The sequence below is a fragment of the Aquipuribacter sp. SD81 genome (genome assembly GCF_037153975.1).
In the GTDB taxonomy this organism is placed as follows: Bacteria; Actinomycetota; Actinomycetes; order Actinomycetales; family JBBAYJ01; genus Aquipuribacter.
Map to the genome: position 1 here is coordinate 1 of NZ_JBBAYJ010000021.1, position 16751 is coordinate 16751.

Consider the following 16751-nt stretch of genomic DNA (forward strand, 5'->3'; position numbering starts at 1 on the left):
ACGCGTCCGACGGCGGCGCCCCGGCCGCCGACGGGACGCAGGAGCTGGCGGCCGGCGCCCGCGGCGTCGCCGACGGCCACGACCGGCTCGCCGACGGGCTGCCGGCGCTCACCGACGGCATCGGCGCGACCGCGACCGGCGCCCAGGCGCTCGCGGACGGCTCCGGGCAGCTGGCCGACGGGGCTCGCGAGCTCGCCGACGGCAGCTCGGCGCTCGCCGAGGGCGTCGGCGCGACCGCGACCGGCGCCCGCGCGCTCGCGGACGGTTCCGGGCAGCTGGCCGACGGGGCGCGGGAGCTCGCCGACGGCACGTCGCAGCTCGCCGACGGCGCGGGTGGCGCCGCGGACGGTGCCGGCCGGCTCGCCGACGGCACGTCGCAGCTCGCCGAGGGCGCCGGGGAGCTCGCCGACGGCACCGACGAGCTGGCGAGCGGCCTGCGCGAGGGCGCGGCCCAGGTGCCGGACTACGACGAGGGGCAGGTCGCGCGGCTCGCAGACGTGGTCGCCCGGCCCGTCGAGACCGTCACCACGGAGGGCGACGGCATCGCCGGCCCCGTGCTCGACCGGGCCGTGGCCTACCTCGCGGCGCTCGCGCTCGGCATCGGTGCGCTCGCGACCTTCCTCGTCCTGCCCGCCGTGCCGCGGCGGGCCGTGAGCAGCCGCCTCGGCTCGGTGGCGCTCGCGGCGCGCGCCTTCGCCCCCGGCGCCGTGGTCGCCCTCGTCCAGGCCACGACGGTCGCCGCCGTCCTCGCGTGGCTCGTCGACGCGTCGGTGCCCACCGCGCTCGCCCTGTGGGCCGCCGCCCTCGTCGTGTCGGCGTCGCTCACCGCGGTCTCGCAGGCGCTCGTCGCGTGGGCCGGCGGCGTGGGGCGCCTCGTCCTCGTCGCGGTGCTCGCGCTCAGCCTGCCCGCGGCGCTGCTCGGCACGGCCCCCGGGCTGCTGCGCACGGTCGTGGCGTGGACGCCGCTCGCGCCCGCGACGGAGGCCCTGCAGCGCACGGCGCTCGGCGCGCCAGGGGCGGCGGGGGCCGTCGTGCTGCTGCTCGTGTGGGGTCTGGCGGCCCTCGCGGCCTCGGTGCTCGCGGTCCGACGCACCCGGGCCGTCGCGGCGCGACGGCTCTTCGGGCTCGCGGCCTGAGGGGCCCGTATACCCACCCGACTGTCCACACAAACCCCGGACGGTCGCCATCACCTCTTGACGTCAAGTATCGTCGTTACCGTTCCGAAACACAGGACCGGGACACGACGACCCCCCGGCCACCCGGGTGCCCCTGTCCCGGGTGCCGTCACCCCGGTCCCGCACCACGACCTGCCACCTGCCCCGAAGGATCACCGCGTGCACGTCCGCCTGCCCAGCACCGCCCTGGCCGTCCTCACGGCCGTCGCCGTCGCCCTGGTCCCGGCCACCGCCGCGTCCGCGTCCGTCCAGGACTCGCGCGAGGAGGTCCAGCAGGCGCGCGAGGAGGTCGCGCAGCTCGGCCGTGAGGTCGAGGCGGCCGCCGCGGAGTACGAGGAGGTCGAGGCCCGGCTCGCGGAGCAGGAGGCGCGCGCGGAGTCCGCCGGGGCCCGTGCCGCGGCGCAGGCCCGGACCATCGCCCGCATCGAGGACGAGCTCGTGGTCATGGCCGTCGAGGCCTACAAGCTGGGCGGGGTCGACCCCAAGCTGCAGCTGCTCGCCTCCGGCTCGCTCGACATGGCCCGCTCCACCGACGAGCTCGGCGTGGTCGCCGGCCGCAAGGGCGCCTCGCTCGACACGCTGCGCGAGGCGCAGGTCGAGCTCGAGCGGCTCCGCGCCGAGGAGCAGGCCTCGCTGGCCGAGGTCGAGGCCCTCGAGGCCGAGCTCGTCGAGCGTCGCGCCGCCATCGAGAAGAAGCTCGACGGGGCCAAGGACGCCCTCGCGGTCGCCGAGCGCGAGCATCGGGCGCGCGTGGCCGCCGAGCAGCAGCGCCAGGCCGAGCTCGCCGCCTCCCGGGCGCGTGACGAGCGGGCCGCCGCCGACGCGGAGCTGCAGGCCCAGCAGGCCGGCGCCGCCACCCTGTCCGACGTGTCCGGGAGCGGTGGCGGCATGGCCATGCCCGCGAGCGGCCCCATCACCTCGCCCTTCGGCTGGCGGACCCACCCGGTGTACGGCGACCGCCGCTTCCACAAGGGCATCGACGTCGGCGCGTCCTGCGGGACCCCGGTCGTCGCGGCCCGCTCCGGCAGCGTGACGTCCGCGAGCTGGCACGGCAGCTACGGCAACATCATCGTGGTCGAGCACGGCGACGGGCTCAGCACCGCCTACGCCCACCTGCAGGGCTTCGCCACGGGCGGCGGCTCGGTCGAGCGGGGCCAGGTCATCGGCTACGTCGGCACCACCGGCCTGTCGACCGGCTGCCACCTGCACTTCGAGGTGCGCCAGGGCGGCGAGCCCGTCAACCCGATGGGCTACCTCTGACGGTCGGCCCCGGGGGGTGCCGCTGACGGCGGCGTGACGCCACCGGCGCCACGGACCGCACCCGCCCCGCCCGTGCGTCCCGCGTCGACGGCGGCGCCGATCTCCACGAGGTGCGCCACGACCGTGCGCACGGCCAGGCGCTCCAGCCGGTCCGGCCGGCACAGCGCCACGATGCTGCGCGAGGCGTGCACGTCGACGAGGGGTCGGAGCACCACGTCGTCGCCGGGCGCGGTGCTGAAGCGCGGCAGCACGGCCAGCCCCGTGCCGGCCGCGACGAGCGCGCGGACGAGCTGGTTGTCGCGGATGCGCACCACCCGCTCCAACGGCGCCCCGAGGCGCTGCTCGACCCCGAGCAGGATGGTGTCGAAGGGGTAGCCCGGCGGCACCCCCACCCAGCGCGTCCCCGCGAGGTCCGACGGCGCGAGCGAGGCCCGGTCCGCCAGCGGGTGGTCGACCGGGAGCGCGACGTCGAGCGGCTCGTGCGCGAGCACGCGGACGGCCAGGCCGGCCGAGCCCTGCGGCGGACCCGTGGTCGGGCTGTGCCCGATGACGACGTCGGCGTGCACGGTGCGGGCGGCGACGTCCGCCTCCGCGAGGTCGTGGTCGTCGAGGTCCAGCACCACGGCGGATCCCCTCAGCCGGTGGACGAGCGCGGGCAGCAGCACCGTGCCGGCGCTCGGCAGCGTGTCGACGACGACCCGTCCGGCGGGCTCCCCGCGCACGGCCTCCAGCCGTGCGCGCAGCCGCGCCGAGGCGGCGAGGACCTCGTCGGCGCCGTCGGCGAGCAGCCGGCCCTCGGCGGTCAGCCGCAGGCCCCGTGCGAAGGGCTCGACCAGGGGGACCCCGGCCTCGCGGGTCGCCACCCGCAGCTGCTGCGACAGCGCGGAGGGCGTGCGGTGGGTGGCGGCCGCCACCCGGGTGAGCGACCCGAGGGCGGCGAGGTCGCGCAGCAGCTCGAGGTGCCGCAGCTCCATGCAGGAAACCTACACAGTCGTTCCACGAACTGTCGCTTGTCCTGAACGGTGCGCCGGTCCGACGCTGGTGCCGTGCCCGCCCGCCACGTCGCCCTCGCCCTCCTCGTCGCCGCGCTGTGGGGGGTCAACTTCGTGGCCATCCACGCCTCGCTCGAGCAGTTCCCGCCCCTGTTCCTCGTCGCGCTCCGCTTCGCGCTCCTCGCGGTCCCCACCGTCCTGCTCGTGCCCCGGCCCGACGTGCCGCTGCGGTGGCTGCTGGGCTACGGCCTCGGCTTCGGCACGCTGCAGTTCGTCGGCCTCTACCTCGGCATGGCCGCGGGCTTCCCGGCCGGCCTCGCCTCCCTCGTGCTGCAGTCCTCGGCCCCCTTCACCGTGCTGCTCGGGGCGGTCCTGCTGCGCGAGCGGGTGCGGCCGCGGGCGGTGGTCGGCCTCGCCGTCGCGGTCGGCGGCCTCGCGCTCGTCGGGGTGGAGCGGGCCGAGGGCAGCCCGCCGTGGCCGTTCCTGCTCGTCGTGCTCGGCGGCCTGGGGTGGGCGCTCGGCAACCTGTCGGTCCGCCTCGCGGCGGCCCCCCGGCCGCTGCACCTCACGCTGTGGATGGCCGTGGTCCCGCCGCTGCCCACCCTCGCGCTCTCGCTCGTCGTGGAGGGGCCGGACCGGATCGCGGCGTCCCTCCTCGGCGGCGACGCGGTGGCCGCGTGGGCCTGGGCCGGGCTCGGCTACACCGTCCTGCTCGGCACGGTCGTGGGCTCGGGGGTGTGGGTGTGGCTCATGGCGCGCCACCCAGCGGGGGTCGTCGCACCGTTCTCGCTGCTCGTGCCCGTGGTCGGGGCGAGCGCGGCGTGGCTCGTGCTCGGCGAGCGGCCCGCGCCGCTGGAGGTCGTCGGCGGCGCGCTGGTCGTGGGCGGCGTGCTGTGGGCCGGGCTGCGTCGCACGACACCTCCGACGCCGACGCCGACGACGCCGACGCCGACGCCGACGCCGACGACGCCGACGCCGACGCCGACGCCGACGACGCCGACGCCGACGCCGACGCCGACGACGCCGACGCCGACGCCGACGCCGACGACGCCGACGCCGACGCCGACGCCGACGACGCCGACGCCGACGCCGACGACGCCGACGCCGACGCCGATGACGCCGACGTCACCCCCGACGTCCCCTCCGAGGGGCCACCCGACCCCGGCGACGGCCGGAGCGGGTGAGGTGGCGGTACCGCCGAGCCGGTGACGACCGCGCCCGGAATGGTCGCTGACGTGTGCGACCGGGGTGTTTGGGGCAGGGTGTCCTCCGGCGCCGTCGGTCCCACCCCGCCCGACGGCGCGAGCCGCCGCCCCTCACGCAGACTGGAGCAGGACGCATGACCTCGCCGAGGCCCGCGACGCCGGGGCGCCCGTGAACGACACCCGGGAGCTCGTGCTGCCCCCGAAGGCGACCTCGCCGCGTGAGGCGAGGCGCTGGGTGGCGGGCCTGCTCGACGGCTGGGGCCTGGAGCCGCTCGTGGAGCAGGTGGAGCTGCTCACCACCGAGGTGGTCACCAACGCGCTGCTGCACGCCGGCACCACGATGCAGGTCCGGGTGGGGCGCGAGGGCGAGGGGGTGCGGGTCGAGGTCGAGGACGGCTCGCAGGTCATGCCGCTGCGACGGCACTACAGCCCGACCGCCTCCACCGGTCGCGGCATGACCCTGCTGTCGAGCCTGGCCGACGACTTCGGCTGGCACGGCTCGGAGCGGGGAAAGGTGACGTGGTTTGTTGTCACCACGGTCCGCAGCGCCTGGGACACCTTCGAGCTCGACGACGTCATGGGCGGTCCGTGACCGCCGTGCGCGTGGGCGCGTCGTGATGGGTGAGGAGGAGCGCTCGCCCGACGACGGCACGCCGCTGGGGCGCTACGTGCCCGACGGGGACGGGAGCCCGCCGGTGCGCGTCGTGCTGCGCGACCTGCCGGTGGCCCTCGCGATGGCCAGCCGCGAGCACCACGACGACCTGCTGCGCGAGTACCGCCTGCTCGCGCTGTCCGGCGAGATCGACGCCGCGCACGCCCCGGCACGCCTCGTCGAGCTCGTCGAGGTGCTGGGCGGCCGCTACGCGCAGGCGCACGGTCGTCGTGACGAGGAGCTCGAGGCCGCGCACGCGGCGGGCCGGTCGGTCATCGACCAGGTGTCGGAGGTCCCGGCCGGTTCGCTCGAGGCCGTCCGCGGCCTGCGGGCGCTCATGGAGGAGTCGGACCGCTACTGCGAGGAGGCCCGGCTGCTCACGGTGCCGCGCCCGCCGCTGCTCCGCCGCTTCGGCGAGTGGTTCCTCGGCGAGTACGAGCGACAGCTGCAGGGCCACCCGCCCACGCCGTGGGACGGTCCCCTGCAGGTCTGAGCGGCTCCCTCAGTGACGCGTGCCGCCCGCGTACGGCATGTACGACATCGACTGGATCTTGACGACGTCACCCGACGACGGCGCGGCCACGAGCTCGCCGCCGCCGATGTAGATGCCGACGTGGCTGATGGGGGAGTAGAAGTACACGAGGTCGCCCGGACGCAGCTCGCCGCGCGACACCTTCCGGCCCGCGGAGTACTGCATGCGCGAGGAGTGCGGCAGCGAGACGCCGACCTGCGCCCACGCCCGCGAGGTGAGACCGCTGCAGTCGTAGGCGTTCGGGCCGCCCGCGCCCCACAGGTACGGCTTGCCCATCTGCGAGCACGCGAAGGAGATGACGGTCGCGGTGCGCGCGTCGGGGGCCTGCACCGAGCGGCCGCCGCAGCTGACAGTCGTCCCGCTCACCGGGGCCGCCGCGGCCGCGCCGGAGTCCCCGGACCCGCCCGAGTCGTTCGACCCGCCCGAGGCGTCGGACCCGCCGGACCCGCTCGACCCGCCGGAGTCGCTCGAGCCGCCGGCAGCGTCCGACGCGCCGGACGCCGCAGCGACGGACGCCGCCTCGGCGTCGGCCGCGCGGGCCCGGCTCGCGGCCTCCTGCGCCGCGCGGCGCTCGGCGGCGGCGCGGATGGCCTCCTGCCGGCGGCGCTCCCGCTCGGCGGCGGCCTCCTGGGCGGCGCGCAGGTCGTCCTCCGCGGCCGCGAGCTGCCCCTCGATGCGCTCCTTCTTCTCACCGAGGTCGCGCTCGGTCCGCTCCACGGCCGCGAGCGCGGCCTCCTCGTCGCGTCGCAGGCCCTGCAGCTCGACCTGCGCCTCGCGGAGCCCCGACAGCGAGACCGATCGGCGCTCGCCCAGCAGCGCGAGGGTGCTGGAGGAGTGGACCCACTCCGCGCCGCCGCGCAGCAGCACCGCGAGCTGCGGGTCGACGCCCCCGCGCTTGAACGCCTCGACCGCCAGCCCGGTCAGCTCGCCCTGCATGTCCTCGATGCGGACCTGCTGGTCGGCGACCTGGGCCCCGACGGCCTCGGCCCGCTCCCGCTGGGACCGCGCCTCCTCGCGCAGCTCGTTGTAGTCCTCGGTGAGCGCCGCGACCTCACGGCCCAGCTCCTCGACGCGGTCCTCGGCCTGCTCGACGTCCGAGGCCGTGGCCGGCGCGGCGACCAGACCGAGGCAGAGGGCGGCGGCGGCCAGGGCGGCGGCGAGCGGCAGCGGGGCGAGGCGCACGGGCATGGTCCTGTCGGTCGGCAGCAGTCGAGGGGGCGACCCGGCGACGACGGCGCGGGCTCCGAGGGGGTCGTCAGAAGGTAACAGAACGGTCTCGCGGGAGGCGAGAAGCGTCGCGTCGCGGCTCGCTCACGCTCGGTGCAGCGGGGTGGCCGGGTCGGCGAGCGTGGCGCGGTCCGGCGCCCGGCCCACCGCGCGCCGGGCCTGCGCGGCCTCGCGCGGCCGGTCGACGGTGAGCACGGCGAGCAGGCGCCCGTCGCGCGACAGCCAGGTCGCGGTGGGGGAGCCGTCGACGTGCTCGCGCCACACGACCCCGGCGTCGTCCGCCGGCAGCCCGACCAGCTGCACGCGCGCGCCGTGCTGGTCGCTCCACACGTAGGGCACCGGGTCGTGCGCGGGCGTGCCCTCCGGCCCGTCGAGCAGCACCCGGGCCGCGACGGCCGGCCCGGTCGAGGCCTCCTCCCAGTGCTCGGCCCGCAGCCGCCGCCGCCAGCGCGGGGACCACCGCTCGGCGGCGTCGCCGACGGCCAGCACCCCGTCCGCGCCGCTGCGCAGGTGCTCGTCCACGAGCACACCCGCGCCGAGCGGGACACCGCTGCCCCGCAGCCAGCCCACCGTGGGACGCACCCCGACCCCCACGACGACGACGTCGGCCGGCACGAGCGCGCCGTCGGCGAGCAGGACGCCCTCGTCGACGACCCGGTCCACGCGGGTGCCGGTGCGCAGCCGGACGTCCCGCCACAGCGGGGTGAGCACACGCCTCGCGACGGCCTCGCCGACGGCGGCCCACGCCGGGGCGGGGCCGGCCTCGAGGCACGTGACGTCCGCGCCGTGGGCGAGGGCCGCGGTCGCGACCTCGGCGCCGATCCAGCCCGCCCCCACCACGACGACGCGGGCGCCGGGCACGAGGCGGGCGCGCAGCGCGACGGCGTCCTCCCACGTCCGGACCGCGTGCTGCGGCCCGTCGCCGCGCAGCAGCACGGGTTCCGCGCCGCTGGCCACCACGAGGGCGTCGTAGCGCTCCTCGCCCGTCGTGCCCGTGCCCGTCGTGCCCGTCGTGCCCGTCGTGCCCGTCGTCGTGGTGACGCGGCGGGCGAGCGGGTCCAGGGCGAGGGCCCTGGTGCCGGTGCGCACGTCGACGCCCAGGTCGTCGAGGCCGGTGCCGTCGGCGGCCAGGTCCGAGACGGAACCCGCCGGCGACGGCCCGGGCGCGTCGCCCGGACCGGGCAGCAGCACATGCTTGGACAGCGGCGGCCGGTCGTAGGGCCGGTGCGGCTCGCGGCCCAGCACGACGACCTCACCGACGAAGCCGAGCCGGCGCACCTCCTGGCAGAGGCGGAGCGCGGCGAGGCCGGCGCCGACGACGAGCAGCCGGCCGTCGGCGGGGAGCAGCGCGGGCACGCCCCGACCGTAGCGACGGCCGCGACGCGCGGCACCCGGCCCCACGGCGGCGCAGGGCGGGGGACGAACCGGGACAGCGGGCGCGGAACCGGCCCGGGTGCCCCGACCGGGGGTCCGCCGTCAGGGTGAGACGACACGTCGCGCGGGCGGCGGGCTCCTGCGACCGGCAGGTCCGGCCGATCACGTGAGGATGACCCGCTCCGGGGCCCTCGCGTCCGTCTGCCTGCTCCTCGGGCTGGCCGTGTACGCCGTCCTCGGCCCGGTCCCGCTGGGGTGGGTGGACCTCTACGTGGTCGTGTCCGGCGGCGCCGTCGCGCTGGGCTGGTGGCAGCTGGAGCGGCGGGCGCCGCAGCAGCCGTGGGCGTGGCGCTGGCTGCTCGCGGGCTACACGGCCTGGGTCGTGGGGGACCTGGTGTGGACCTGGGAGAACGGGCCGGACGGTCCGCAGTGGTTCCCCGGCGTCGCCGACGTGCTGTACCTGCTGGGCTACGTGGGGCTGGGCGCGGGTGCGATGGTCATGGTGCGGGTCCGGGCGACCGCGCGCGACCGGACCGCGGTCCTCGACGCCGTCGTCGTCGCGGTGGGCGTCGCGGTCCCCACCGTCGCCTTCCTCGTGCAGCCCGCCGCGGCCGACGCCGACCTGTCGACGGCCGGCAAGGTCGTCGCGTCGGCGTACCCGCTGCTCGACGTCTTCCTGCTCGCGGTCCTCGCCCGCCTGCTCACGACACCCGGTGCCCGCACGCCCGCCTTCGGGCTGCTCGCGGGCTCGCTCGTGCTCACCTTCTGCGCCGACGCCGCGTGGAACGCCGGCGTGGTCCTGCGCGGCGACGACTTCGTGAGCCGCTGGACCGACGTCGGGTGGCTCGCCGCCTACTCGATGCTCACGGTGGCCGTCGGCAGCCGCGGCCTGCACGACCTCGCGGAGCGGCAGCCGGGCCGTCAGGGTGACGCGCGCCTGCGCCTCGTCGCGCTCGGTGCCGCCTCCGCCCTGCCCGGCCTCACCCTCGCGGCGGGGGCCGCCCTCGGCCGCGAGGTCGCGTGGTGGCCCGTCGCGGCCGGGGTCGTCGTGCTGTCGAGCCTCGTGCTCGCCCGCATGGCCGGCATGCTCGAGCGGGTACGGGCCCAGGCCGTGCAGCTGTCGGCCCTGGCCCGGGTGGACGGGCTGACCGGCGCACCCAACCGCCGGACGTGGGACCACGAGCTGTCACGCGCGTGCGCGCACGCGGCCGAGCACCGCGAGCCGCTGGCCGTCGGGCTGCTCGACCTCGACCGCTTCAAGCGCTACAACGACCGCCACGGCCACCAGGCAGGGGACCGGCTGCTCGTGGCCGCGGTCAGCGCGTGGTCGGACGCCCTGCCCGAGCGCGCGATGCTCGCCCGCTACGGCGGGGAGGAGTTCGCCGTGCTGCTGCCCGGTCTCGACCTCGAGGCGGGGCGGCTCGCGGTGGACCGGCTGCGGGGCACGACCCCGCAGGGGCAGACGTTCTCCGCGGGCGTGGCCGCCTGGCTGCCCGGCACCGAGCCGGGGGCGGCGGTCGCGGCCGCCGACGCCGCCCTGTACGAGGCGAAGCGCCGGGGCCGCGACCGTGTCGTCGCCGACCCCGCCGCCGTCCGCGCGGGTGGGCTGCCGCGGTGGGCGGAGGGGGCGCGGGTGGTGCTGCAGCCCGTGGTCGACGCCCGCGACGGCCGCGTCATCGGGCACGAGGCGCTCGCGCGCCTGCCCGGCCTGCCCGACGTGGCCGGCGCGCTCCTCGGCGCGCACGAGGACGGTGTGGGCGACCTCGTCGAGGCGCACCTCGTGCGGCTGGCGCTGCAGGTGCCGGGCCGGCCGCCCGGCACGAGCCTGTTCGTCAACGTGTCACCGGCCGCGGTCGCGTCCCGGCGGTTCTGGGACGGGCTGCCCGCCGACCTCGACGGCGTCGTCGTCGAGCTCGTCGAGGAGCACGTCGGCCGGGACTGGTCGACGCAGCGGCGCGCGGTGCAGGCGCTGCGCGAGCGCGGCGCGCGGATCGCGGTGGACGACCTCGGGGCCGGCTCCGGCGACCTCGGTCGCGTCCTCGCGGTGCGACCGGACGTCGTCAAGGTCGACCGGGGCGTCGTGCACGGCTGCCACGCCGACGAGGCGCGCCTGGAGCTCGTCCGCCTCGTCGTGCAGCTCGCGGCGGCGGTGGGCGCCCGGGTGTGCGCGGAGGGCGTCGAGGACGACGCCGACCTCGAGGTGCTCCGCGAGGTCGGGGTGCAGCTGGTGCAGGGCTACCACCTGGGCGTGCCGTCACCCCGCTGGGTCACCGGCCCCGTCGTCCCGGGTGGTGCGGCGGGCGGCGAGGGCCCCGTCGGCGACCCGCTCGCGCACGCGTCGACGTAGGCCGCCGCCGCGCCCTCGTCGAGACCGCCGCGCGCCCGAGCGCCGAAGGTCTCCACGAGGCCCGCCACGACCACCTCGCGGTAGCGGGGCGACGGCGGGCGCGCCGGCAGCCGGGCGGCCGCGGGCGAGGTGAAGGTGAGGGCAGGCTCGCCCTCGAGGCTCCCGGCGAGCACGAGGCGGCCGTACCAGCCGTCGAGCACGGTCGCGGACCCGTCGCGCAGGACGGCGTCGTCCCAGGGCGCGCGCCGCCGCTGCGGCACGGCGGCGCGGCTGCCCTCGAGGTGGACGACCTCGAGGTACTGCCCGAGGGTGACCCGCCACGCCCGCGCGAGCACACCCGGCCCCGGGGCACCCTCGTCCCAGAAGCACACCCCGCCGCCGCCCCACGCGGGCGCGTCGCCGGCGAGGCGGAGCCGGCCGGGCAGCACGACGGCGCGGTCCGCCCCCGCCGGGGCCGTGCCCGGTCCGCCCGGGTACACGACGTCGAGCCCGGGCAGGGTCCCGCCCAGCAGGTACCGCTCGAAGCGTCCGCGCAGCAGGTTCGAGCCGTAGGACACGTACCAGACGTGCCCCGGCGTCTCGGCAGGCTCGGCCGCCTCGGCCGCCTCGCGGTGTCCCTCCGCGCGGCGCCACGGCCCCGGACGCAGGACCTCGACGTCGGGGGCCGCGACCGCCCGGGCGACGGCGGAGCCCGCCGCGGGCCCGAGCGCGTCCTGGTCCCGGTCCCCGTCCGGTCCGCGCGCCCTCAGCCGCCCGCCCCGCCCGCGAGCGTCGCCAGCACGGGTCCGTGCAGGTGCCCGTTCGTCGCGACGGCGTCGCCGCCCCACGGCCCGTCCTCACCGGCGAGGGAGGTGAAGCGGCCACCGGCCTCGGTGACGACCGGCACGAGCGCGGCCATGTCGTGCAGCGCGAGCTCGGGCTCGCACGCGACGTCGACCGCACCCTCGGCGAGCAGCATGTACGACCAGAAGTCGCCGTACGCGCGGGTGCGCCAGCACCGCTGGGACAGCTCGAGGAAGGCGGGCAGCATGCCGCGGCCCTCCCAGCCCGACAGCGACGAGTACGACAGCGACGCGTCGGACAGGTGGTCGACGCCGGAGACCCGCAGCGGGCGCGCGGTGGACAGGCTGCGACCGGTGAAGGCCCCGAGCCCCTTCGCGGCCCACCAGCGCCGGCTCAACGCCGGGGCGGACACGACCCCGACGACCGGGGTGCGGTCGTCGACGAGCGCGATGAGCGTCGCCCACACCGGCACGCCCCGCACGAAGTTCTTCGTGCCGTCGATCGGGTCGAGCACCCACTGGCGCCGGCCGTGACCGGTCGGCTCGAGCTCCTCCCCGACGACCATGTCGCGCGGGCGGGCGCGCTGCAGCAGGGAGCGCATCGCGCGCTCCGCGTCGGTGTCGGCCTCCGTGACGGGGGTGAGGTCGGGCTTGGTCCGCACCTGCAGGTCCGCGGCGCCGAACCGCTGCATGGTGAGCGCGTCCACCTGGTCCGCGAGCGACAGGGCGAGGCGCAGGTCGTCGTCCCAGCCCTTCTGGCGGTCCGTGCTCGCGGTGCTCGTCATGGTCGCGACCCTAGCCACCGGTCGGCGGCGACCGGGCGCGTCGCGACCGGCACGTCCTCGTAGGCTCGCCGCCGTGGCGCACGAGGACCCCGACGCGCAGCCCGCCCGCTGGGCGGCCCGGCAGGACGACCGCAGGCGCGGGCCGGTGCTGCGCGCGTTCTTCGACGCCGACGGGCGCCTGCTGCAGGTCCCCGCGAAGCACACCAAGCGCCTGCTCGTGCTCGACGTGCTCGCCCAGGAGTTCGTGCCCGGTGAGCGCTACCCCGAGACCGAGGTCAACAACCGGCTGCGGGCCTACCACGACGACGTCGCCGCGCTGCGGCGCTACCTCGTGGAGAACCTCTTCCTCGCCCGCGAGGCGGGGGTGTACTGGCGGACGGGTGGCTCGGTCGAGCTCGAGGAGCCCGAGGGCCCCGAGGGCCCCGAGGGTCGCGCGACCGGACGTCAGTCGTAGGTCTCCGCCGCCGCGCGGAGCGCCCCGAGCAGCCGGCGGTAGCTCTCCAGTCGCGCCGGGGAGCTGTGCCCGGCCGCGACCCACGCGTCCAGGCCGCACTCCTCCTCGTCGTGGCTGCACCCGCGGGGGCACTCGTCGGTGCCGTCGGCGAGATCGGGGAAGGCGCGCAGCAGCTCGTCCGGCCCGACGTGGGCGAGCCCGAAGGAGCGGATGCCGGGCGTGTCCACCGCCCAGCCGCCCGTCGCGAGCGGCAGCACGATGGCGGACGTCGACGTGTGCCGACCCTTCCCGGTCGTCTCGCTCACGGTGCTCACCGCCCGGTACGCGCCCGGGGACAGCTCGTTGACGAGGGTGGACTTGCCCACCCCGGACGGACCGACCAGCGCGGTGACGCGCCCGGCGAGTGCCCCGCGCACCGCGTCGAGACCGCACCAGCCCTCCCGGCTCACGCCGAGCACGCGGAGGCCGAGGTCGGAGTAGGCGGTGACGAGGTCCACGGGGTCGGCGAGGTCCGTCTTCGTCACGACGAGCAGCGGGTCGACGCCGGCGTCCCACGCGGCCACGAGCGCGCGGTCGACCAGCCGCGGGTTCGGCTGCGGGTCGGCCGCGGCCACGACGAGGCAGACCTGGTCGGCGTTGGCGACGACGACCCGCTCGACGGGGTCGGTGTCGTCGGCGCTGCGCCGCAGCGCGCTCGTGCGCTCCTCGACGCGGACGAGGCGGGCCAGGCTGTTCTCCCCGCCGCTGGTGTCGCCGACGAGGCCCACCCGGTCGCCGACCGCGACGTCACCCGGGCGCAGCGCCCGGGCCCGCATCGCCGTCACCTCGAGCGCGTCGGGCGGGGCGTCGGCGGTGCGCCCGTCGGTGTGCTCCGGCGCCGGCACGAGGCACGTGTAGCGGCCCCGGTCCACCGTCGTCACCCAGCCGGTGAGCGCGTCGCGGTGGGCGGGCCGGTCCTTGGTGCGGGGCCGGGTCCCGCGGCGCGGGGGCCGGGACCGCGCGTCGGACTCGTCCCACGACGCCGTGCTGCGCCGGCGGACCACGGGGCCCTCAGACCCCGTCGCCCGCGAGCATCGCCGTCCACATGCCGACGAAGTCCGGCAGGGTCTTGGCGGTCGTCGCGACGTCCTCGACGACGACGCCCGGCACGGCGAGCCCGACGAGCGCGCCGGTCGTCGCCATCCGGTGGTCGGCGTAGGACAGCCAGCGCCCGCCGTGCAGCGGCCGCGGGGAGATGCGGAGCCCGTCCTCGAGGACCTCGACGTCGCCGCCGAGGCGGTTGATCTCGTCGGCGAGGGCCTGCAGCCGGTCGGTCTCGTGGCCGCGCAGGTGCCCGATGCCGCGCAGGCGCGACGGCGACACCGCGAGGGCGGCGAGCCCGGCGACGGTCGGGGTGACCTCACCCGCGTCGTGCAGGTCGACGTCGACGCCGTAGACCGCCCCGTCCCCGGCGACGGTGAGGCCGTCGCGGTCCAGGCGGACGTCGGCACCCATGGCGTCGAGCACGTCGCGCAGCGTGTCGCCGGCCTGCGTCGTGTGCTGCGGCCAGCCCGGCACCCGCACGGTCCCGCCCGTGGCCAGCGCCGCGGCGATGAAGGGGCCGGCGTTCGACAGGTCCGGCTCGACGTCGACGTCGAGGCCGCCGACCGGGCCCGGCGCCACCCGCCACACCGACTCCTCGGAGTCGTCGACGACGACGCCGACGTCGCGGAGGTTCTCCACCGTCATGGCGACGTGCGGCCGGGACGGCACGTCCGCGCCGACGTGGCGGACCGTGAGCCCGTCGCGCATGCGCGGCGCCGCGAGCAGCAGGCCGGACAGGAACTGGCTGGACGCGCTCGCGTCCAGGTCGACCGCGCCGCCGGTGGGCACCGGCCCGGCGTGGACGGTCGCGGGGAAGCCGCCGCCGGTGTCCTCGACGTGCACGCCCAGGTCGCGCAGCGCCTGCAGCAGGGGCGCGACGGGCCGCTCGTGCAGCCGCGGGTCGCCGTGCAGGTGCGCGGTGCGGCCGGAGACCGCGACGACGGCCGGAAGGAAGCGCATGACGGTGCCGGCGAGGCCGCAGTCGACGTCGACGGGCGCCGTGTCCGTCCCGGGGCCGTCCTCGGGCCGGGGCAGCGGCGTCACGACCCAGTCCGGCGGGCCGTCGGGGTCGCTCGTGGACGGCTCGTCGACGACCGACGCGCCCAGCCGCCGCAGCGCCTCCGCCATGAGCAGCGTGTCGCGCGAACGCAGCGGCCGGCGCAGGCGCGACGGCTCGTCGGCGAGCGCCGCGAGGACGAGGTAGCGGTTGGTGAGCGACTTGGAGCCGGGCAGGCGGACCGTCGCGTCGACCGGGCGGCCGGGCGTGGGTGCCGGCCAGTCGGGCGAGGGCGGCACGGTCAGTCGTCGTCCCCCGCCCGCTTGCGCAGCTTGGCCTCGGCCTTCTCGGCCTTCGCCTGCACCTTGGCGGCGCGCGCCTCGACCTTGGCGGCGGCCTTGGCCTGCGCGGCCGCCTCCTTCTCGACGGCCTTGCTGTGCTTCTCCCGGGCGGCCGCCTTCGCCTCGGCCTTGCGGGCCTTCTTCGCCTTGCGCACCGCGCGCTCCTGCGCGTACGGCGCGTCGGCGACGAGCAGCAGCCCGCCGAGCAGCCCCACGTTGGTGAGGAAGCGCGCGCGCTCGGTCTTCTGCTCCTCCTTGGGGTGCTCCCAGAAGGCGTGCTCGGCGTACGTGGTGGGCACGAGCGAGGCGGCGAGGGCGAGCGCGGAGGTCCGCGGCGCGACGCCCGTGGCGAGCCCCAGGCCGCCGGCCACCTGCACCCCGCCGTTGACCCGGGTGAGGAGCACGGGGTCGTCGGGGGTGCCGAAGCGCTCCGCCGCGGCTGTGGAGAGCCGCGCGGCACGCTTGGCGTGCAGGTCGGGGTTGCGCAGCGCGTCGACCCCGGAGGAGACGAACACGGCGGCCAGCAGCGGGCGAGCGATCCGTCGGAACATGGCGCTCATCCTGCCCGTGACCGGCGCGGCGCGCGACGTGTCGCACACCTGCTGGTCACGGCGGGTCGCCCGGCACCCGCCGGACCGGGCCCCGACCGTCGGCGCGCCCCGTCGGCGCGCCCGTCGGCCCGGACCGTCGGCGCCCGGTGGCACAGTGGGCGCCGTGTGCGGCAGGTACGCGGCGTCCCGCAGCCCGGAGGACCTCGTCGAGGAGGTGCTCGCCACCGGCGTCGAGGTCGCGCCGCCGTCGCCCGCGGACCGCGAGGCGCTGCGGCCCTCGTTCAACGTCGCGCCGCAGCAGCAGGTCGCGGCCCTCGTGGCGCCGCGCGAGGACGACGAGGCCGCGGGTGGGGCGCCGGCGCGGCTGCGGGCCATGCGCTGGGGTCTCGTGCCGTCGTGGGCCAAGGACCCCTCCGTCGGCAACCGCATGATCAACGCCCGGGTCGAGACGGTCGGGGAGAAGCCCGCCTACCGATCGCTCGTCGGGTCCCGCCGCTGCGTGCTGCCCGCGGACGGCTGGTACGAGTGGCAGGCCGTCCCGGCCGCGCGCAGCGGCACCGGCAAGGCGCGCAAGCAGCCGTTCTTCATGTCGCCGCCGGAGGGAGGCGTCGTCGGCCTGGCCGGGCTGTACTCGTGGTGGCGCGACGCCGACGTCGACGACCCGGAGGACCCGCGGGCGTGGCTCGGCACCGTCACCGTGCTCACGACCGACGCCGAGGACGCCCTGCGCGGTGTGCACGACCGCATGCCGGTCGTGCTGCCGACGCAGGCGTGGGGACGCTGGCTGGACCGGGGCGTGCCCGCGGCCGACGCGCTCGGCCTGCTCGAGGACCTGCCGGTCGGGCGGTTCGTGCCGCGCCCGGTCCAGCCGGCCGTCGGCAACGTGCGCAACGACTCCCCGGCGCTGCTCGAGCGTCCCGCCGACGCCGACCTCGTGGGCGTCGTCGACCCCGTGACGGGTGAGCTGTTCGGCTGATCCCGCCCCGGCGCCGCC

14 protein-coding genes and 2 pseudogenes are annotated in these 16751 nt (G+C 77.6%); 8 read left to right on the forward strand and 8 right to left on the reverse strand.

The features are described from left to right. Positions 1 to 1136, forward strand: a pseudogene (locus WAA21_RS13010) (hypothetical protein); the annotation flags it as partial. 198 nt (positions 1137 to 1334) lie between these two features. After that, on the forward strand, positions 1335 to 2435 hold the full coding sequence (locus tag WAA21_RS13015) for a peptidoglycan DD-metalloendopeptidase family protein (protein ID WP_336923245.1): 1101 nt from the start codon (positions 1335 to 1337) through the stop codon (positions 2433 to 2435). Here the strand turns inward: WAA21_RS13015 and WAA21_RS13020 are convergent. Then, positions 2426 to 3409 carry a LysR family transcriptional regulator gene (locus WAA21_RS13020; protein WP_336923246.1) on the reverse strand — a complete coding sequence of 328 codons (984 nt, stop codon included), beginning with the start codon at positions 3407 to 3409 and terminating at the stop codon, positions 2426 to 2428. The two genes, WAA21_RS13015 and WAA21_RS13020, sit on opposite strands and share 10 nt — an antisense overlap. A gap of 72 nt (positions 3410 to 3481) precedes the next feature. Between WAA21_RS13020 and WAA21_RS13025 the strand changes: the two are divergent. From WAA21_RS13025 to WAA21_RS13035, 3 genes and pseudogenes are all read left to right on the forward strand, one after another. Further along, positions 3482 to 4435 (forward strand): annotated as a pseudogene (locus tag WAA21_RS13025) (EamA family transporter); the annotation flags it as partial. 366 nt (positions 4436 to 4801) lie between these two features. Further along, positions 4802 to 5224, forward strand: coding sequence for an ATP-binding protein (locus WAA21_RS13030; protein WP_336923248.1), 423 nt, complete (start codon positions 4802 to 4804; stop codon positions 5222 to 5224). A gap of 25 nt (positions 5225 to 5249) precedes the next feature. Further along, positions 5250 to 5777: a hypothetical protein gene (locus WAA21_RS13035; protein ID WP_336923249.1), complete on the forward strand. Its 528-nt coding sequence runs from the start codon at positions 5250 to 5252 to the stop codon at positions 5775 to 5777. A 9-nt stretch (positions 5778 to 5786) separates the two neighbouring features. Here WAA21_RS13035 and WAA21_RS13040 read toward each other — a convergent pair whose 3' ends face one another. Both WAA21_RS13040 and WAA21_RS13045 read right to left on the reverse strand, forming a co-directional pair. Then, a complete protein-coding gene (locus tag WAA21_RS13040; protein ID WP_336923250.1) occupies positions 5787 to 7004 on the reverse strand; it encodes a C40 family peptidase in 1218 nt (405 codons plus the stop codon). 123 nt (positions 7005 to 7127) lie between these two features. Further along, positions 7128 to 8399: an NAD(P)/FAD-dependent oxidoreductase gene (locus tag WAA21_RS13045; RefSeq protein ID WP_336923251.1), complete on the reverse strand. Its 1272-nt coding sequence runs from the start codon at positions 8397 to 8399 to the stop codon at positions 7128 to 7130. 190 nt (positions 8400 to 8589) lie between these two features. On the opposite strand from WAA21_RS13045, the gene WAA21_RS13050 reads away from it, so the two are divergent. After that, positions 8590 to 10764: a GGDEF and EAL domain-containing protein gene (locus tag WAA21_RS13050; RefSeq protein ID WP_336923252.1), complete on the forward strand. Its 2175-nt coding sequence runs from the start codon at positions 8590 to 8592 to the stop codon at positions 10762 to 10764. On the opposite strand, the gene WAA21_RS13055 is transcribed toward WAA21_RS13050, so the two are convergent. Both WAA21_RS13055 and hisN read right to left on the reverse strand, forming a co-directional pair. Then, entirely contained in the window at positions 10653 to 11321 is a 669-nt protein-coding gene (locus tag WAA21_RS13055) for a histone deacetylase (protein ID WP_336923253.1), read from the reverse strand. The genes WAA21_RS13050 and WAA21_RS13055 overlap by 112 nt on opposite strands. 188 nt (positions 11322 to 11509) lie before the next feature. Then, the gene (hisN, locus tag WAA21_RS13060) at positions 11510 to 12331 is read right to left on the reverse strand and encodes a histidinol-phosphatase (RefSeq protein WP_336923254.1); all 822 of its coding nucleotides are present in this window, start codon (positions 12329 to 12331) and stop codon (positions 11510 to 11512) included. Positions 12332 to 12404: 73 nt separating this feature from the next. Between hisN and WAA21_RS13065 the strand changes: the two genes are divergently transcribed. After that, positions 12405 to 12785: a DUF2087 domain-containing protein gene (locus WAA21_RS13065; protein WP_336923255.1), complete on the forward strand. Its 381-nt coding sequence runs from the start codon at positions 12405 to 12407 to the stop codon at positions 12783 to 12785. Here the strand turns inward: WAA21_RS13065 and rsgA are convergent. Genes rsgA through WAA21_RS13080 form a run of 3 tightly spaced genes read right to left on the reverse strand, consistent with a single transcriptional unit; the run spans position 12776 to position 15757 of the window. Beyond that, positions 12776 to 13828 (reverse strand): ribosome small subunit-dependent GTPase A, encoded by a 1053-nt coding sequence (rsgA, locus tag WAA21_RS13070; RefSeq protein WP_336923256.1) that lies wholly within the window; start codon positions 13826 to 13828, stop codon positions 12776 to 12778. The two genes, WAA21_RS13065 and rsgA, sit on opposite strands and share 10 nt — an antisense overlap. A gap of 7 nt (positions 13829 to 13835) precedes the next feature. After that, the gene (gene aroA, locus WAA21_RS13075; protein ID WP_336923257.1) at positions 13836 to 15164 is read right to left on the reverse strand and encodes a 3-phosphoshikimate 1-carboxyvinyltransferase; all 1329 of its coding nucleotides are present in this window, start codon (positions 15162 to 15164) and stop codon (positions 13836 to 13838) included. Positions 15165 to 15166: 2 nt separating this feature from the next. Then, complete coding sequence (locus WAA21_RS13080) at positions 15167 to 15757, reverse strand: DoxX family protein (protein WP_336923258.1); 591 nt, start codon at positions 15755 to 15757, stop codon at positions 15167 to 15169. Between the two features lie 163 nt (positions 15758 to 15920). Here WAA21_RS13080 and WAA21_RS13085 point away from each other — a divergent pair, with 163 nt between their 5' ends. Next, on the forward strand, positions 15921 to 16733 hold the full coding sequence (locus tag WAA21_RS13085; protein ID WP_336923259.1) for an SOS response-associated peptidase: 813 nt from the start codon (positions 15921 to 15923) through the stop codon (positions 16731 to 16733). Positions 16734 to 16751 lie beyond the last annotated feature (18 nt).

Bases quoted from the DNA above. Each gene is read 5' to 3' on its own strand.
- WAA21_RS13040 (WP_336923250.1), bottom strand. From the start codon at position 7,004: ATGCCCGTGCGCCTCGCCCCGCTGCCGCTCGCCGCCGCCCTGGCCGCC.
- WAA21_RS13050 (WP_336923252.1), top strand. From the start codon at position 8,590: ATGACCCGCTCCGGGGCCCTCGCGTCCGTCTGCCTGCTCCTCGGGCTG.
- hisN (WP_336923254.1), bottom strand. From the start codon at position 12,331: ATGACGAGCACCGCGAGCACGGACCGCCAGAAGGGCTGGGACGACGAC.
- WAA21_RS13035 (WP_336923249.1), top strand. From the start codon at position 5,250: ATGGGTGAGGAGGAGCGCTCGCCCGACGACGGCACGCCGCTGGGGCGC.
- WAA21_RS13080 (WP_336923258.1), bottom strand. From the start codon at position 15,757: ATGTTCCGACGGATCGCTCGCCCGCTGCTGGCCGCCGTGTTCGTCTCC.
- WAA21_RS13020 (WP_336923246.1), bottom strand. From the start codon at position 3,409: ATGGAGCTGCGGCACCTCGAGCTGCTGCGCGACCTCGCCGCCCTCGGG.